This is a genomic window from Mycobacterium sp. URHD0025, from assembly GCF_000426065.1.
Taxonomy (GTDB): domain Bacteria; phylum Actinomycetota; class Actinomycetes; order Mycobacteriales; family Mycobacteriaceae; genus Mycobacterium.
On the sequence record NZ_AUEQ01000011.1, the window covers coordinates 69809 to 84022 of the forward strand.

General features: G+C 66.9%; 18 protein-coding genes. 13 read left to right on the forward strand and 5 right to left on the reverse strand.

Annotation, left to right across the window (positions count from 1 at the left end):
- Positions 1–10: 10 nt before the first annotated feature.
- Entirely contained in the window at positions 11–352 is a 342-nt protein-coding gene (locus H977_RS0117210) for a rhodanese-like domain-containing protein (protein WP_029109014.1), read from the reverse strand.
- Between the two features lie 432 nt (positions 353–784).
- On the opposite strand from H977_RS0117210, the gene H977_RS35345 reads away from it, so the two are divergent.
- From H977_RS35345 to H977_RS0117235, 4 genes are all read left to right on the forward strand, one after another.
- Positions 785–943: a hypothetical protein gene (locus H977_RS35345; RefSeq protein WP_196808266.1), complete on the forward strand. Its 159-nt coding sequence runs from the start codon at positions 785–787 to the stop codon at positions 941–943.
- Positions 944–1083: 140 nt separating this feature from the next.
- The gene (locus tag H977_RS0117220) at positions 1084–1707 is read left to right on the forward strand and encodes a superoxide dismutase (RefSeq protein WP_029109015.1); all 624 of its coding nucleotides are present in this window, start codon (positions 1084–1086) and stop codon (positions 1705–1707) included.
- A 232-nt stretch (positions 1708–1939) separates the two neighbouring features.
- A complete protein-coding gene (locus tag H977_RS0117230; RefSeq protein WP_029109016.1) occupies positions 1940–2476 on the forward strand; it encodes a hypothetical protein in 537 nt (178 codons plus the stop codon).
- Positions 2477–3367: 891 nt separating this feature from the next.
- Positions 3368–3766 (forward strand): secretion protein EspR, encoded by a 399-nt coding sequence (locus tag H977_RS0117235; RefSeq protein WP_029109017.1) that lies wholly within the window; start codon positions 3368–3370, stop codon positions 3764–3766.
- A gap of 82 nt (positions 3767–3848) precedes the next feature.
- On the opposite strand, the gene H977_RS0117240 is transcribed toward H977_RS0117235, so the two are convergent.
- The 3 genes from H977_RS0117240 to H977_RS35875 form a co-directional block, all read right to left on the reverse strand.
- Positions 3849–4982, reverse strand: coding sequence for a hypothetical protein (locus H977_RS0117240; RefSeq protein ID WP_029109018.1), 1134 nt, complete (start codon positions 4980–4982; stop codon positions 3849–3851).
- Positions 4979–5470: an ImmA/IrrE family metallo-endopeptidase gene (locus tag H977_RS0117245; RefSeq protein WP_029109019.1), complete on the reverse strand. Its 492-nt coding sequence runs from the start codon at positions 5468–5470 to the stop codon at positions 4979–4981. Before H977_RS0117245 ends, H977_RS0117240 begins: the two co-directional genes overlap by 4 nt.
- 68 nt (positions 5471–5538) lie before the next feature.
- Positions 5539–6750 (reverse strand): hypothetical protein, encoded by a 1212-nt coding sequence (locus H977_RS35875; protein WP_155946695.1) that lies wholly within the window; start codon positions 6748–6750, stop codon positions 5539–5541.
- 169 nt (positions 6751–6919) lie between these two features.
- Between H977_RS35875 and H977_RS0117255 the strand changes: the two genes are divergently transcribed.
- The 8 genes from H977_RS0117255 to rraA all read left to right on the forward strand — a co-directional run bounded on the left by H977_RS0117255 (position 6920) and on the right by rraA (position 11999).
- Complete coding sequence (locus tag H977_RS0117255) at positions 6920–7576, forward strand: DUF6474 family protein (protein WP_029109021.1); 657 nt, start codon at positions 6920–6922, stop codon at positions 7574–7576.
- Positions 7577–7584: 8 nt separating this feature from the next.
- On the forward strand, positions 7585–8109 hold the full coding sequence (locus tag H977_RS0117260; protein WP_029109022.1) for a hypothetical protein: 525 nt from the start codon (positions 7585–7587) through the stop codon (positions 8107–8109).
- 33 nt (positions 8110–8142) lie between these two features.
- Positions 8143–8820 carry a YcnI family copper-binding membrane protein gene (locus tag H977_RS0117265; RefSeq protein ID WP_029109023.1) on the forward strand — a complete coding sequence of 226 codons (678 nt, stop codon included), beginning with the start codon at positions 8143–8145 and terminating at the stop codon, positions 8818–8820.
- The gene (locus H977_RS0117270) at positions 8817–9323 is read left to right on the forward strand and encodes a copper resistance CopC family protein (protein ID WP_029109024.1); all 507 of its coding nucleotides are present in this window, start codon (positions 8817–8819) and stop codon (positions 9321–9323) included. Before H977_RS0117265 ends, H977_RS0117270 begins: the two co-directional genes overlap by 4 nt.
- Positions 9299–10153: a CopD family protein gene (locus H977_RS0117275; RefSeq protein ID WP_051288908.1), complete on the forward strand. Its 855-nt coding sequence runs from the start codon at positions 9299–9301 to the stop codon at positions 10151–10153. Before H977_RS0117270 ends, H977_RS0117275 begins: the two co-directional genes overlap by 25 nt.
- 75 nt (positions 10154–10228) lie before the next feature.
- The gene (locus tag H977_RS0117280) at positions 10229–10690 is read left to right on the forward strand and encodes a hypothetical protein (protein WP_029109026.1); all 462 of its coding nucleotides are present in this window, start codon (positions 10229–10231) and stop codon (positions 10688–10690) included.
- 44 nt (positions 10691–10734) lie between these two features.
- Positions 10735–11499, forward strand: a complete 765-nt coding sequence (locus tag H977_RS0117285) for a MerR family transcriptional regulator (RefSeq protein ID WP_029109027.1) — start codon at positions 10735–10737, stop codon at positions 11497–11499.
- A gap of 20 nt (positions 11500–11519) precedes the next feature.
- Positions 11520–11999, forward strand: a complete 480-nt coding sequence (gene rraA, locus H977_RS0117290; protein ID WP_029109028.1) for a ribonuclease E activity regulator RraA — start codon at positions 11520–11522, stop codon at positions 11997–11999.
- Positions 12000–12011: 12 nt separating this feature from the next.
- On the opposite strand, the gene H977_RS0117295 is transcribed toward rraA, so the two are convergent.
- Positions 12012–13481 carry a flavin-containing monooxygenase gene (locus H977_RS0117295; RefSeq protein ID WP_029109029.1) on the reverse strand — a complete coding sequence of 490 codons (1470 nt, stop codon included), beginning with the start codon at positions 13479–13481 and terminating at the stop codon, positions 12012–12014.
- A 78-nt stretch (positions 13482–13559) separates the two neighbouring features.
- Between H977_RS0117295 and H977_RS0117300 the strand changes: the two genes are divergently transcribed.
- Positions 13560–14201: a TetR/AcrR family transcriptional regulator gene (locus H977_RS0117300; RefSeq protein ID WP_029109030.1), complete on the forward strand. Its 642-nt coding sequence runs from the start codon at positions 13560–13562 to the stop codon at positions 14199–14201.
- The last annotated feature ends 13 nt before the right edge of the window (positions 14202–14214 follow it).

The window sequence follows — 14214 nt, forward strand, 5'->3', positions numbered from 1 at the left end:
TGCTGCGCGGTCAGATACTCCCCGGGCCGCCGGCGTCGGTGACGATCGGACGTCCGGCGCCGGCCCAGGCCAGCATTCCGCCCTCGACGTTGATCGGGGTGTAGCCGTTGCGGGCCAGGTAGTTCGCCACGCGCAGCGACCGGCCGCCCGCATGGCAGATCACGTACAGCTCGGCGTCCGGATCGATCTCGGCCATCCGCGTCGGGACGTCACCCATCGGGATGTGCTGTGCGCCCGCGGCGTGACCGCGTTGCCATTCGTCGTCCTCACGAACGTCGAGCAGCACGACAGACCCTTCGAACGTGGTGGGTACCGCAGCGATATCTGCCTGCCCGACTTCCACATCGTCCATGCCGTCAATGCTCGCATGCCCGCGGCGCCGGGCGCACCCCACCCTGATGGCTCACCGCGGTGTTAGCAACGGGAAGCTATCCACAGTTTCCACAGGTTCATCCACAGCCCGGCACCAGCGGAAAAGCTTCCGAGGTGGGGATTACTGGGCGGTAGCTGTCCATCACTGTGGATAAACCTGGGGTGTCCGAGGCAGCGATCAACAACCGTCATCGCCGCCGAGCGAAATTAAGCATTCGGCTAAACGCGGTCGCCGAACGCCGGCCGGATCAGGTTGGGATCAACATGATTCGAGTGGCCCATGGCGCGGCATCCGCTGACGCAGAGGCCGATTTTCCCTGGGCCATTACAGGGTCTATGATCGGCGTCACACCAGATGTTGTGACAGAACTCACTGGGAGCAGGCATTGATGGTGCAGGTCAGGAGCGTTTGATGGCGTCGCATCCGATCGGATCGGGATCGGCTTTACCGCAGCCCGAATGGCATTCGTCCGGCCATCTGCACACCCGAAATCAGATGATGGCCTTCCTTCGGGCCAGTGTCATCGCCCTGCTGTTGCTCGGCGTGCTCGCCGTGATCGTCCTGTTCTGACCCTCGCCCATCGGGTATACGTGTGGACGGCACGCGCGTCCTTGCGGTGCGCCCTGCGATGGAGCAATGTTGACGACGATCTTGTCTCGACGATCTTCGAAGACGCTGGCTCCATCGATCGATAATGAGGAAGGAATCTCGTGGCTGAATACACTTTGCCGGACCTGGATTACGACTACGGAGCGCTCGAGCCCCACATCTCCGGGCAGATCAACGAGCTCCACCACAGCAAGCACCATGCGACCTATGTGAAGGGTGTCAACGACGCGGTCGCCAAGCTCGACGAGGCGCGGGCCAACGGCGATCACGCGGCGATCTTCCTCAACGAGAAGAACCTCGCCTTCCACCTCGGTGGCCACGTGAACCACTCGATCTGGTGGAAGAACCTGTCACCCAACGGTGGGGACAAGCCGACCGGTGACCTGGCCGCGGCGATCGACGACCAGTTCGGCTCGTTCGACAAGTTCCAGGCGCAGTTCACCGCCGCCGCCAACGGGCTGCAGGGTTCGGGCTGGGCCGTGCTCGGCTACGACAGCCTCGGTGACCGGCTGCTGACCTTCCAGCTCTACGACCAGCAGGCCAACGTGCCGCTCGGCATCATCCCGCTGCTGCAGGTCGACATGTGGGAGCACGCCTTCTACCTGCAGTACAAGAACGTCAAGGCCGACTACGTCAAGGCGTTCTGGAATGTCGTGAACTGGGAGGACGTGCAGAACCGCTACGCGGCCGCCACCTCCAAGGCCAACGGCCTGATCTTCGGCTAGTTCCCGATCGAGGGCCGGATCGGTTTTCTGATCTCTCACCAAGGGGCGTCGCGCGGACAGCGTGGCGCCCCGCCCTCGTTTCCGGGCCGGTGTATTGGCCGAGTCGTTACCGGTCCGGTTCCCGTGTCGTCTTGCGCAGCCGCCGCTGCTGCCGCATCCTGAACTGATCGACCCACAGAAGTGTCGGAGCACCGATCAGCCGGTGGCCCAACACCGATGTCCCGGAGGCGATATGGATACGACGGGGTCCGGCAGGGCGATCGAGATCGCCCCTTTTCATTCCGGCGGTGCGCTCAAAGGTTTCGTGGTTTCAGGTCGATGGCCTGACTCCACCAAAGAGTGGGCGCAGCTTCTCATGGTCACGGTGCGAATTGCCTCGTTGCCCGGATTACTCTCCACCACAACGGTTTTCGGTGTCCGAGAAGAACTGCCGGAGGAGCCGCAGCCCGGCACCGTCGGACTGGTCATCGCGGAGGGCCCGGTCGTGGGCGAATCCGCGGTTCCACCCGGGTATTTCGCCGATCATCAGCCACCGGCACTGCTGATGCTGCATCCGCCTTCGGAGACAACGCCATCCCTTCCGGAATGCACCGGCGCGGCTTCGGGATGCGTATTACTGCCGGGGCTCCCATATCTCGGGTTGGAGCACCGGGCCGCCTGGGTCGAGGCCGAATCAGATGGCACGGTGACTTCGGTGGTCAGCCGGGTGGGTGTCGATCCGATCAGCCACCCGGACACCGCGATCCTGGCGATGCTTCTGGCGGCGTAGGGATGCCAGAAACGGGACATCCTCTCCAACAAGGAGAACCCGGCTCCCGAAAAACGGTAGGAACTCTGGCGAGGTTGGCGGACAACAGCTAGGGTCCACTAGATCAGCGAAGGGCAGCAGCCCGCAATCGTCCCGTCTGCATGCTGGCGTCGTGAGGCCCGGCCGACGGACTGCGATGCGGTGGTGAGACCTTCGACCGTATGTAGGTGCGCCGCGCGAGCGGCATGTATCGGCGGTGTGTCGAAAGGGCGCCATGTCCGCAGCCGCAGGCCTCAGCGCCGGCAGCAGGATCGCCGATCTCCCCTACCCTCAGCGGCCTTTCGATAGCCGTGACGCCCGGCCGCAACCGCGGCTGCTGCCGCAGTTGTGCCGACGATTGTTCCGCCCCGGCGCAATCCGCCTCGTGTTTCCGCACCGCAACCCCGTCTTGAATCAGCGCCAGAATCCTTCAGAGGCCGTCTGGCTATCGCGAGCAAGGGGGCTGATGCGCATTCCATCGCCCAACCTGTAACGTGTTCCACGTCGTTCGACAACCGCGTTGCGCGCAATCTGACGCGACCCGGGGTCCGCGTTACAGCAAATATCTGTTTCCCCTAGTCACGGCGGTGCCGCAGTTGCCGGCACAGAAGCTGATCATGATCTAGCGCACCTGTGAGCCCAGCTCACCGCGCCGAATACAACGGAACCGTCACCTTTTGCAGTGCCAGAAGGCCCAATCCCGCCCCACCTTCACGGCGAAGCGCTCGGTATGCACCGCAGAGACCTTCAAAACGCAAAGCCCGTTTAACTTTTGTGGCGTTTGCACTTGGTTGTCGTCACAACACTCGCTACCATAGTCAGCAAATACGCCGCCTATTCGTACCGCTCGTGAAGCATGTGGAGGTCAAATCGATGAGCAAGACGTTCGCCGCCCGCCTAAACCGCCTGTTCGATACGGTTTATCCGCCTGGGCGCGGACCCCACACGTCTGCCGAGGTGATCGCCGCATTGAAGTCCGAGGGCGTCACCATGTCGGCTCCGTACCTGTCGCAGCTCCGTTCGGGCAACCGGACGAACCCGTCGGCGGCAACCATGGCCGCACTTGCCAACTTCTTCCGGATCAAGCCGGCCTACTTCACCGACGACGAGTACTACGAGAAGCTGGACAAGGAGCTGACCTGGCTGGCCAGCATGCGTGACGAGGGGATCCGCCGGATCGCTGCCCGTACCGTCGGGCTGTCCACCGAAGCTCAGCAGGACCTGGTCCAGAAGGTCGACGAGCTTCGCCGCCGGGAACACCTCGACGACTGATTCTTCAGTTCCACCTGGCGTTCTCGCGCGCTGAAACCCACGTCAGTGGGGACCATTTCGGTGGTTCCCACTCGCGCGGGTTTCAGCTGCGCCCAGCTCCGCGGGCCAGTTGCCGGTACTGCTCGGCGATCGCCAGAATCCATTCCCGGTCCGCATAGGATTCCGGCTGACTGAGCCAGGCCAGCCCCGGGAACGCCGAACGTTCGTCGCCCTCGCGGGTGTCGTAGATCCACTGGGCGATGGCCCGCGCCTGATCGCGCGGTCGCACCTGCGGCCGCTCGACATCACCCAATTCTGTTGCGCCACTTGACCCGCCCGATCCGCGCGGTCCAGCTGTCTCGTGGCGCCTGGCGTCGGCCGCGGTGGCCTCCAGATACAGCGCGTCGGAGATCAGCGACATGCGTTCGGCGACGCGGAACACGAGCGGTCCACGCGGACGCACCCCGATACCCACGTCGGGCTGACGCCGGGCCAGCTCGTCCAGCAGCGGTTTGATGGTCCGCAATTCCTGCTGTGCACCGAACCAGTCTTCGACGCTCGGCAGCAGAGATCCGGCGGCGACGATGACCATCGCGCACCCGAGCATGGTCGCGGCGGCGCCCAGACCGACAGTCTGGGTTCGCCCTGCTGCCCGGAGCAGGACGAATCCGCTGGCGGCCACGATCAGCACCATGCCGACCGTGAACAGGAACAGCGCCCGTCCACGCCGGCTGCGGTTCGAGTAGCGAAGACCGGCCCAGGCCACCAAGGTGAGGGCCAGGAAGACGTAGAGCAGTGGCAGCAGCCAGGACGTGCCGGTCGACCCGAGGTCCCGCTTCAGATACTCCGAGGGCGACATCTCCGGCTGCCGACCGGCATAGAAGAAAATCACCAGGCTGATGACGGCCACGAGGCCGGCTACGCCGTACTGGATCAGCGCGATGCGGCGCGTGAGGGTGGCCGAATGGCCCGACGATGCGGTCGTGATCATCACGCAACTGCCCGCGGCACATGCGATCAGCGCGACCTGGCTGAGCCCGACCGCGATGTTCGGCCAGTGCACCACGGTGTCGATCAGCAGGGCGAGCGGCGGCCAGTTCAGAGCGGCGACGACGCCCAGGCTGCCCAACGACAGGATCATCGCGGAACTCACCAGGGATTGTTTGTTCACCAGTGCCCAGCCGATACGCAGGCCGGTAGCCAGGCCGAGCAGGCCGGCGATCACCCAGACGATCAACCAAATGCCTCTCCGAGGCGAACCTGCACGATCGAGGAGCGATCGGAGGGCAGCCGGCCCAGACGGTAGAGCAGGAGCGCGGCGAAGTCCTCGGCCTCCTGCTCGATGTCCTCGCCGTTGGGCCCCATGCACCCGGTGCGCTGGTTCAGCATGTAGCTGATCAGGTCCGAGGTTGCCACCTCGGCCGTGGCCGCGGCCGCGTCGACGATCGAGATCCCCTCGTGGCCCAGCACCAGGTGGCCCAGTTCATGAGCCAGAGTGCGGTCCCACGCCGGCAGGCCCTGCTGGATGAGGAACACATCGCGGTCGGCGTATTGCCGCCACTGCCCACACACGCCGGGAGGAAGCTCGGCCATGGTCAGCTCGATCGGTCTACCGCGGTCTGCGCTCACGGCGTCGACCAGGCGGGTCAACGTGACTTCGCCCTGTCGAGGGGCGAGGTCGAGAACCTCGTTGACAGCGCGCGTGACGCTTCGACTGGCGGACATGGTCCCCCTTTCCACCCTTTCGTTCACGCCCGGACAACTCCTCTTGCCTGAATTCTCCCAGGTCGTTCCTAACTCATGAACCTACTGGCGTCGATTCGAACCGTCCGACCGGCTTTGGCTTGCCGGTATCCCACCAGTCCGCCCAGGCCGGTCAGCGCCATCATCCCGGTCACACCGGGAAGCGCCATCGCCGCGATCTCCATCGTGTTCGCGGTGCGCAGGTAGTCCGCGTAGCCGGCCCGGAAGGACGCGGGTGGCATGGCGGCATCCAGTCCGACGGCGGCGGGACGGCCCGCCTGGGTCCGCATCTTGGTGGACGGTTGCATGTCCGGTCCGGATCCCGGGCCGGACTGCGGCCCGTGGTCGGAGCCCGGGGCACCCAAAGGCACCGCGAGCGGTGGCACGATGACCGGCAGCACGACGACCGGAACGGGAATCGGAACGGGAATCGGCGCCACCCCGGCCGCAGCGGCCAGGCCGGGCAGGGACGGCGCGGCCAGGTCGGGCGCCTGTGCCTGCGGCGCCGGCAATTGCATGTCCGGCGGTCGCGGATAGTCGAACGGCGCCGGCACTCCACCACCGCCATCTCCACCGCCCGCGGAACCGCCGATGAGGGTCGTCGCCGAAGTGGTCGCAGAGGTGGTCTCCGAGGTCGACTTCGTGGTCGTCGCCGACGTCGTTTCCGACGTCGTCCCGGTAGTCGTCTGGGTGGTCGCCGAGGTGGTCCGTGAGGTGGTCACCGTGGGCTCGGTCGAAGACACCGCCGTCGTCGTCTCAACCGAGCCCGATGTTGTCGGAGTCTCAGACTCAGACGGCTTCGTACTCGGTGAGGCCGTGTCGGTCTCGGTCGGCGTCTTGGTGTCGGTTCCAGTTTGCGGAGGCGTCTGCGTTCCGGAGGGTTCCGCGGTGTCCGTAGGTTCCCCGGTCTTGGTCGGTTTGCCTGTGATCTTGGTGGGCTTGCCACTCGTCTTGGTGGGTTTGTGGCTCGTTCGCGTGCCTGACGAACCGTCGTCGCCGTCGTCTTCGCCCGAGGAATCGCCGTCGTTCTCGTGGCCCTGCCCGTGGTCCTTGCCCTCGTGCCCATCGTGGCCGTTGCCGGCACTGTTCGACGAGCCTTGCCCGTTGTCGGGCCGGCCACGATCCGGATCGGCAAACGCCAACGCTCCCCCGATACCGGCGGTGATCAGGCCCGTAAGGACCAGACCGGTCGAGGCGGCGACGCGCAACCGCGAACGCACGTTGTCACCACCCTTTCGCGCACCGCCCGCACGCTTAGTCAACGAATTCAATTCTCGCACAGACAGCCGGTTCAAATTTGCTAGCTGAGGTGATTACCCACGGCGATCACGGGGAGCCGCGGCGGAGCAAATCCACCGGACGATACTGTGGGTCTGCAGCACTTCTGCGGTGACCACGAACACACGACTAATTGACCGGGAGGCAACCGGAATGGGCCTGTTCACGCGACGAAAAAGCCGCGCCACCCGCCGCGCCGAAGCCCGCGCCATCAAGGCCAAGGCCAAGCTGGAAGCCCGGCTCACCGCAAAGAACGACGCTCGTCGCATCAAGTCCGATCAGAAAGCTGCCCAGCGGGCCCTCAAAGCTCAGGTCAAAGCACAGCGGGACAGTGACCGCAATGCCCTCAAAGTGGCGGAGGCAGAGCTGAAGGCGGCGCGCGAGGGACGTCTGCTCGCGCCCGCCCGGATTCGCCGCCTGCTCACCGTCACACGTTTGCTGGCGCCGGTCCTGGTGCCGTTGATCTACCGCGCCGCGACGGCCGCCCGGGGTGCTCTGGACGAACGCCGCGCAGACCGTCTCGGCGTCTCCCTGGCCCAGCTCGGTCAGTTCTCCGGGCACGGCGCCGAACTCTCCGCACGGATCTCCGGCGCCGAGCAGACCCTGCGCCAGGTCGCCGAGAAGAAGCCCAAGGACGCCGAGACCAAGCAGTTCGTCACGGCGATCAATGACCGGCTCACAGATCTGGCCGCGGCGGTGACCGCCGCGGAGAACATGCCGACCGCGCGGCGCCGCGGCGCCCACGCAGCGATCGCCGCCCAGCTCGACGGCATCGATGCCGATCTCATGGCGCGGCTGGGACTGGTCTAGCCCCTTCTATGACCGGCGCCCGTATCGATTCCGCAGCCCCGCTGCGAGGTACGGCCGTCGGCACTCTCACGGCCGCGCTGGCCGTCGCAGCCCATGGCGCCGGCGGCGGTGGTCTGCCGGGCGGGGCCGTGGCCGCCCAGCTGATCGTGCTGGCGGTGGCCCTCGGCGCGGTTGCCGCGACCGTGGCCGGCGCCGGTCGGACGGCGGTGTTGTGGGCTCTGCTCGGCACCGGCCAGCTGCTGGCCCATGTCCTGTTGGCGACGGCCGCTCATTCGCACGGCGCGCAACCCGGCCCGGCGATGTGGGGTGCGCACCTGGCAGCGGTGTCGCTCGGGGCCGGCTTGATCGCCTGCGGTGCCCGGTTGTGGGCAGCGATGTCGCGCGTGGTGCGCGCGGTGGCGCCCGAAGGCCGGACCGTACCGGCACCCACGGTGTGCCTGACGGCGCGCGGCGCGGATCAGCCCCTGCACTCGGCCCTCTTCCTGGCCGCTTCGGTGTCTCATCGGGGTCCGCCGGTCGGCGTGAGCGCCTGACCGTCCGACCCCAACCCACGAAAGACACCAGAAATGCCACCCCTCACCGGGGCGTCCTCGCGCGCCCTGCTCATGTCCGCCGCAGTAGCGGTCACCGGTCTGCTCACCGCAGCGCCGGCCTGGGCCCATGTCCACGTCGAGGCCGACGATCCGACGCCCGGGACCACCTCGACACTCACTTTCCGGGTTCCCGGCGAGTCCGATACCGGCGCGCTGACAACACAATTGACGGTTGATCTGCCCAACGTCGCCTCGGCCCGCACCGAGGTGATGCCGGGCTGGACAACCAAGCTCGACCGTGACACCTCCGCGGGCACCGTCCGGACGGTCACCTGGACCGCGGCTCCCGGGGTGGGCATCTCATCCGAGCAGTTCGCGTTGTTCCGCGTATCGGTCAAACTTCCCGACGCGGCGAGCGCGAGCTTCCCCGTCACCCAGACCTACTCGGACGGGTCCGTGGTCCGGTGGGATCAGGCCCCGCTGCCCGACGGCAGCGAACCGGAGCATCCCGTACCGCAGGTGGCGCTGACCGGTTCCCCGTCCGAGGGACAGCACACCGAACACGGAACCGAGACGCCCGCAGCACCGGCCGCTGCCCCCGCTGAGCCGGCCGGAACCGTCGACAACTCGGCGCGCTGGCTGGCGGGCGGAGCGCTGATCGTCGCGGCCGCCGCAGTGGTCGCAAGCCTGCTGTCCCGGCGCCGGTCATGAGCCGGCTGCTGGCGGTCGCCCTGACCGGGCTGGTCCTGGGCGCCTCGGCGTTGGTCGGGGCGCCTGCGGCGTCGGCGCACGCGGCGCGGATCGCGTCCGACCCTGCCGAGCATGCGGCGCTCAGCACCTCACCACCCCGGGTGAGCGCCACCTTCAACGAGGCCCTGCAACCGGCCTTCGCCAACATGACGGTCGTCGGCCCGGATCACAACCTGTGGTCGCAGGGTGATCCGACGGTCGCCGGTGCGGTGATCAGTGTGGGGGTGCGCCCGCTGGGCCCGGCCGGTACCTACACCGTGAACTACCGGGTCACCTCTGCCGACGGGCACGTGGTCTCGGGTTCCTGGGCGTTCGACCTGACGGTCGCCGGTTCAGGCACTCCGGGGCCCGCCGCGTCGTCGTCCGCGCAGTCCGACGACGGCATCGCGGTGTGGCCGTTCGTGCTGGTCGCGGTCGTGCTCATCGGCGGCGCGGCCTGGTGGGCGGTCCGGCGCCGACGTTGACCGGAGCACTGATCCGGGCGCTGGCCGACTGCGCCGCCGTCGTCACACTCGGCCTGTCCGCGGTACCGCTGCTCGAATCCGACCGCTACCGCGCCGAGTTGGGCAGGAGGGCGGCCGGTCCCCTGGCCGTGGCTGCGGCGATCTGGCTGCCCGCCGAGATTGTGCGGCTGACGGTGGAGGCCGCGCAGACGGCGGGAGTCGGGTTCTGGCAGGTGGGCGTGCGCACCGTGAGCGAGTTCGGTCTGCACACCACTGCGGGCCGCGCCGGACTGGTCGGCATCGCGGCGGCGCTGATCGTCGGTGTGGTGGCGATCCTGGCGCCTCGTGGCGCGACCACCACGGCTGCGACCGTCGGTATCGCGGCGGTCGGGATGGCCGCCAGGACGCTGGCCGGGCACCTCTCGGAGAGCCCGATCGGCGGGATGGCCGTTGCGGTCCATGCACTGGCCGCCGCGATGTGGTGTGGCGGGCTGGCCGCACTGGTGCTCACCGTGACCCATCGCGGGCAGTGGGCCAGGGTGCTGCCCCGGTTCTCGCAGCTGTCGCTGTGCTGCGTGGGTGTGCTGCTGATCGCCGGTGTGGCCGCGGCGGCGGTCAAGTTGAACGCGCCCGCCGAGCTGTGGGCCACCGGCTACGGCCGGGTGCTGACGGCCAAGGTCGCCGTGACCGTGGCCCTCTTGACGCTGGCCTGGCGAAACCGGTCGCGGTGGCTGCCCGCGGCACGGGCGCACCGCAGTAGTGCCGCGTTGTCGAAACACCGATCGCTGGCGGAGTTGGGCATGATGGCTGTTGCGGTCACGCTCGCCGCGGCCCTGGCCGTCACGGGTTGACCGCCGCGGCGCCTGGCATGATGGGAAACACTGCCGGCCCCACAGGAACACCGGATACTGCGAAGGAGCAGCCAGATGGCAGAGCAGCAGGATCAACCCGCCGAGAAGCCAGAGACCGCAGCCGCGTCTGCTGCGGCCGAAGCGTCAGCGGCCGGCGCCGATCCCGCTCCGCCCAAGCCTGGCCCTCCGCCCGCCAAGAAAGCACCGGCGAAGAAGGCCCCCGCCAAGAAAGCTGCCGCGAAGAAGGCCCCCGCCAAGGCCGCCAAGAAAGCTCCGGCGAAGAAGGCCCCTGCCAAGAAGGCCCCGCCCGAGCCTGCGCCCGTCACTCCTGTGCCGGATGTCGCGGAGGCCGCCAAAGAGGCTGCCGCACAGGCGAAGTCGACTGTCGCCTCGGCCGCCAACCCGGTGTCCGGCCCGGTGCCGGTCCCGATGAGCGAAAGTCCGTCGTCCAAGCTGCCGCTGGCCGCGGCGGTGACCGTGGGCGTTTTGGCCGTGCTCTTGGTGTTGCTCAGCCGCCGTCATTCCGAGGACAGCTGATCCTGGCTTGACCCTGACGCGACGTCAGGGTCGACAGTGGCGTCATGCACGCAGATCCGCGGGTGAGGTCCGTCGGCGCAGTAGCCGCGCTGACGGACACCTCGGTGCGGACCCTTCACCACTACGACCACATCGGGCTGGTGGTGCCCAGCGTGCGTACCGCGGCGGGTTACCGCGGCTACACCGACGCCGATGTGGAGCGTTTGCATCTGGTCCTGGTGTACCGGTCAATCGGGCTGGCACTGGAGGCGATCCGCTCCCTGCTCGACGACCCGGATGCCGACGTGCTCGCCCACCTGCGACGCCAGCACAGCCTGCTGTGCGATCAGGCCGAGCAGTTGCAGCAGACCATCAAGGCAGTGGAGGAATTGATGAGCGCCCATGACAGAGGAATTCAGCTCACCGCCGAGGAGCAGGTGGAGATCTTCGGCAGTGCCGTTTTCGACGAGCATGACGACGAGGCGCGTGAGCGCTGGGGCGATACCGAGGAGTGGCGACAGTCCCGTCAGCGCACCGCGCAAATGACCAAGCAGGACTGGATCGAGTTCAAGGCGGAGAACGACGCGCTGCTCGACGCACTCGCCGAAGGCAAGCGCACGGGTGTGACGCCCGGGTCGGCGCAGGCCGATGCGCTGGCGGCCCGGCATCGCGCCAACATTTCCCGGTTCTACGACTGCAGCGACGACATGCACGTCTGCCTGGCCAACATCTATGTGGACGACGAGCGGTTCGCCCGCTACTACGACGAGGCCGAGCCCGGGCTGGCCCAGTTCGTGCACGACATCATCGTGCAAAGCGTCGCCGGCTAGCGGGCTGCGATAATCGGCGCGTGAGTATCGAACCGCGCGCCACCGCTGATCTGGTCGACGAGATCTACCCCGACGTCCGTAGCTGCGATCTGCAGTTGGGCAACTACGGCGGCAAGACCATGTTCGCCGGGCCGATCACCACGGTGCGCTGCTTCCAGGACAACGCTCTGCTCAAGTCGATTCTGTCCACCCCGGGTAACGGCGGCGTGCTGGTGGTCGACGGCGGCGGGTCACTGCACACCGCGCTGGTCGGCGACATCATCGCCGGGCTGGCCCACGACAACGGCTGGTCGGGCGTCGTGGTCAACGGACCGGTGCGGGATGCGGCGACGCTGCGCACCATCGACGTCGGGATCAAGGCCCTGGGTACCAACCCTCGTAAGGGCACCAAGACGGGCGAGGGCGAACGTGACGTGCCGGTGGAGTTCGGCGGCGTGACGTTCGTCCCGGGCGAGATCGCCTACTGCGACGAGGACGGCATCGTCGTCGTCGCCCCATAACGCGAAGGGGAACTAAACCTTCACTGCGGCACGGTGTTTGGTGAACAGCAGCGAATCCTCGTCGACCTTGCCGTACCGGATTGTCCGCATGTCGAAGAAGTAGTTCTGCTTGAGCTTCCACGGTGCTTCCGAGCCCGACTTGGGCAGCGTGTCCATGGCCCGCCGGAAGTAGCCGGGGGTGAAGTCCATGAAGGGCAGCTCATCGACGGCGTCGCCCGGGTGCTGCGCCTCGACGCGGTCGAACCCGTTGGCGTCCATGTAGTTCAGCATGCGGCAGATGAACTCGGAGACCAGGTCGGCCTTGAGAGTCCAGGACGCGTTGGTGTAGCCGAAGGTGATGGCCATGTTGGGCACACCCGAGAGCATGAGGCCCTTGTAGGTCATGGACTTGGTCAGGTCGATCGGCTCACCGTTGCGGTTGGCGGTCGCCCCGCCGAACAACTGCATGTTCAGACCCGTTGCGGTGACGATGATGTCGGCCTCGAGCACCTCGCCGGAGCTGAGCTTGATGCCGGTCTCGGTGAAGGTCTCGATCGTGTCGGTGACGACGCCGGCCTTGCCGGAGCGGATGGCCTTGAACAGATCCCCGTTGGGCGCCAGGCAGACTCGCTCGTCCCACGGGGCGTAGCGCGGGCTGAAGTGCTTGTCGTAGTCGAAGCCCTCGGGCAGGCGGCGGGTCCCCATCTTGCGCAAGAACTGCTTGAAGACCGACGGGAAGCGGCGTGCGACCTGGTACTGGCCGGTGCTGTAGCCGATCTGCTTCCACCGGTTGACGAAGTGCGCCAGGTCCTTCGGCAGGTACTTGTTGGTCTTTTCGGCCACCGGATCGACCAATGGCAGGGATCCGACGTAGGTGGGTGACCGCTGCAGCATCGTGACGTGTCCGACGCCGCCGTCGACCAGCGACGGGATGAGGGTGATCGCAGTGGCACCGGAGCCGATCACGACGACGTTCTTGCCCGTGTAGTCCAGGTCCTCGGGCCAGTGCTGCGGGTGGATGATCTGGCCCTTGAAGTCCGCCGCACCCGGGAACTCGGGCGAGTAGCCCTCGTCGTAGTTGTAGTAGCCGCTGCACACCGACAGGAACGACGCGGTGATCTGCTTGGCCTCACCGTCGTGCTCGACGTCGACGGTCCAGCGGTTGTCGGCATCCGACCAGTCCACCGAGAGCACGCGATGACCGGTGCGGATGTGGTTGCGGATGCCGTTCTCGTCGGCGGCCTCGTTGATGTAGTTCCAGATCGACTGGCCGTCGGCGATGGAGCGGGCCGACTCCCACGGCTTGAACCGGAACCCGAGGGTGAACATGTCCGAATCGGAACGGATGCCCGGGTATTTGAACAGGTCCCAGGTGCCGCCGATGTTCTCCCGGCGCTCGAGGATCACGTAGCTCTTGGTGGGGCAACGGTCCTGGAGGTGCCAGGCCGTGCTGATGCCGGAGATGCCGGCGCCGACGATCACAACATCGAAGTGTTCGTTCATGGGACCGACGGTATCAACACGGTGTTGATGCGGTCAACAGCCTGTCGATAAATTCAACACGGTGTTAGGCTGCAGTGCGTGACCACTCCCAGCACGACCCGCGCCCCGCGCGGTCGCCGGGCCGCCCGACCCTCGGGCGACGACCGCGAGGCCGCGATCCTCGCGACCGCCCGGCAGCTGCTGGAAACCAAGAAATTCGCCGACATATCGGTCGATGACCTGGCCAAAGGCGCCGGAATCTCCCGGCCCACGTTCTACTTCTACTTCCCCTCCAAAGAAGCCGTCCTGCTGTCGCTGATCGACCCGTTGATCAAGCGCGCCGACACCGGATTCGACAGCGCACTCGAAGACATGCCCACCGATCCCAAGCGGGCGATCCGGCGCGGCATCGAGATCTTCTTCGACTCGTTCGGGTCACATCCCGCTACCGCACGGGCCGGCACGGAGGCGCTCAACAGCAGCCCGGAGTTCCGCGACTTCTGGGCGGGGCTGATGCAGAAGTGGATCAACCTGACCGCGGCCCTCATCACCGCCGAGCGTCAGCGTGGCGCGGCGGCGGACACCATTCCCGCCATGGACCTGGCGACGTCGCTCAACCTGATGAACGAGCGGACCATGATGGCCGCCCTGGGCGCCGAACAACCCGCGGTCGAACATCACAAGGTGGTCGACACCCTCACCCACATCTGGCTGGCCAGCATCTACGGCGCCACGCTCTAGATCGTCGGCCGCC

Excerpts from the sequence above, each read along its gene's own strand:
- H977_RS0117210 (WP_029109014.1), bottom strand. The coding sequence starts at position 352 with ATGGACGATGTGGAAGTCGGGCAGGCAGATATCGCTGCGGTACCCACC.
- H977_RS35345 (WP_196808266.1), top strand. The coding sequence starts at position 785 with ATGGCGTCGCATCCGATCGGATCGGGATCGGCTTTACCGCAGCCCGAA.
- H977_RS0117230 (WP_029109016.1), top strand. The coding sequence starts at position 1,940 with ATGGATACGACGGGGTCCGGCAGGGCGATCGAGATCGCCCCTTTTCAT.
- H977_RS0117235 (WP_029109017.1), top strand. The coding sequence starts at position 3,368 with ATGAGCAAGACGTTCGCCGCCCGCCTAAACCGCCTGTTCGATACGGTT.
- H977_RS0117245 (WP_029109019.1), bottom strand. The coding sequence starts at position 5,470 with ATGTCCGCCAGTCGAAGCGTCACGCGCGCTGTCAACGAGGTTCTCGAC.
- H977_RS0117255 (WP_029109021.1), top strand. The coding sequence starts at position 6,920 with ATGGGCCTGTTCACGCGACGAAAAAGCCGCGCCACCCGCCGCGCCGAA.
- H977_RS0117260 (WP_029109022.1), top strand. The coding sequence starts at position 7,585 with ATGACCGGCGCCCGTATCGATTCCGCAGCCCCGCTGCGAGGTACGGCC.
- H977_RS0117265 (WP_029109023.1), top strand. The coding sequence starts at position 8,143 with ATGCCACCCCTCACCGGGGCGTCCTCGCGCGCCCTGCTCATGTCCGCC.
- H977_RS0117270 (WP_029109024.1), top strand. The coding sequence starts at position 8,817 with ATGAGCCGGCTGCTGGCGGTCGCCCTGACCGGGCTGGTCCTGGGCGCC.
- H977_RS0117280 (WP_029109026.1), top strand. The coding sequence starts at position 10,229 with ATGGCAGAGCAGCAGGATCAACCCGCCGAGAAGCCAGAGACCGCAGCC.
- H977_RS0117285 (WP_029109027.1), top strand. The coding sequence starts at position 10,735 with ATGCACGCAGATCCGCGGGTGAGGTCCGTCGGCGCAGTAGCCGCGCTG.
- H977_RS0117295 (WP_029109029.1), bottom strand. The coding sequence starts at position 13,481 with ATGAACGAACACTTCGATGTTGTGATCGTCGGCGCCGGCATCTCCGGC.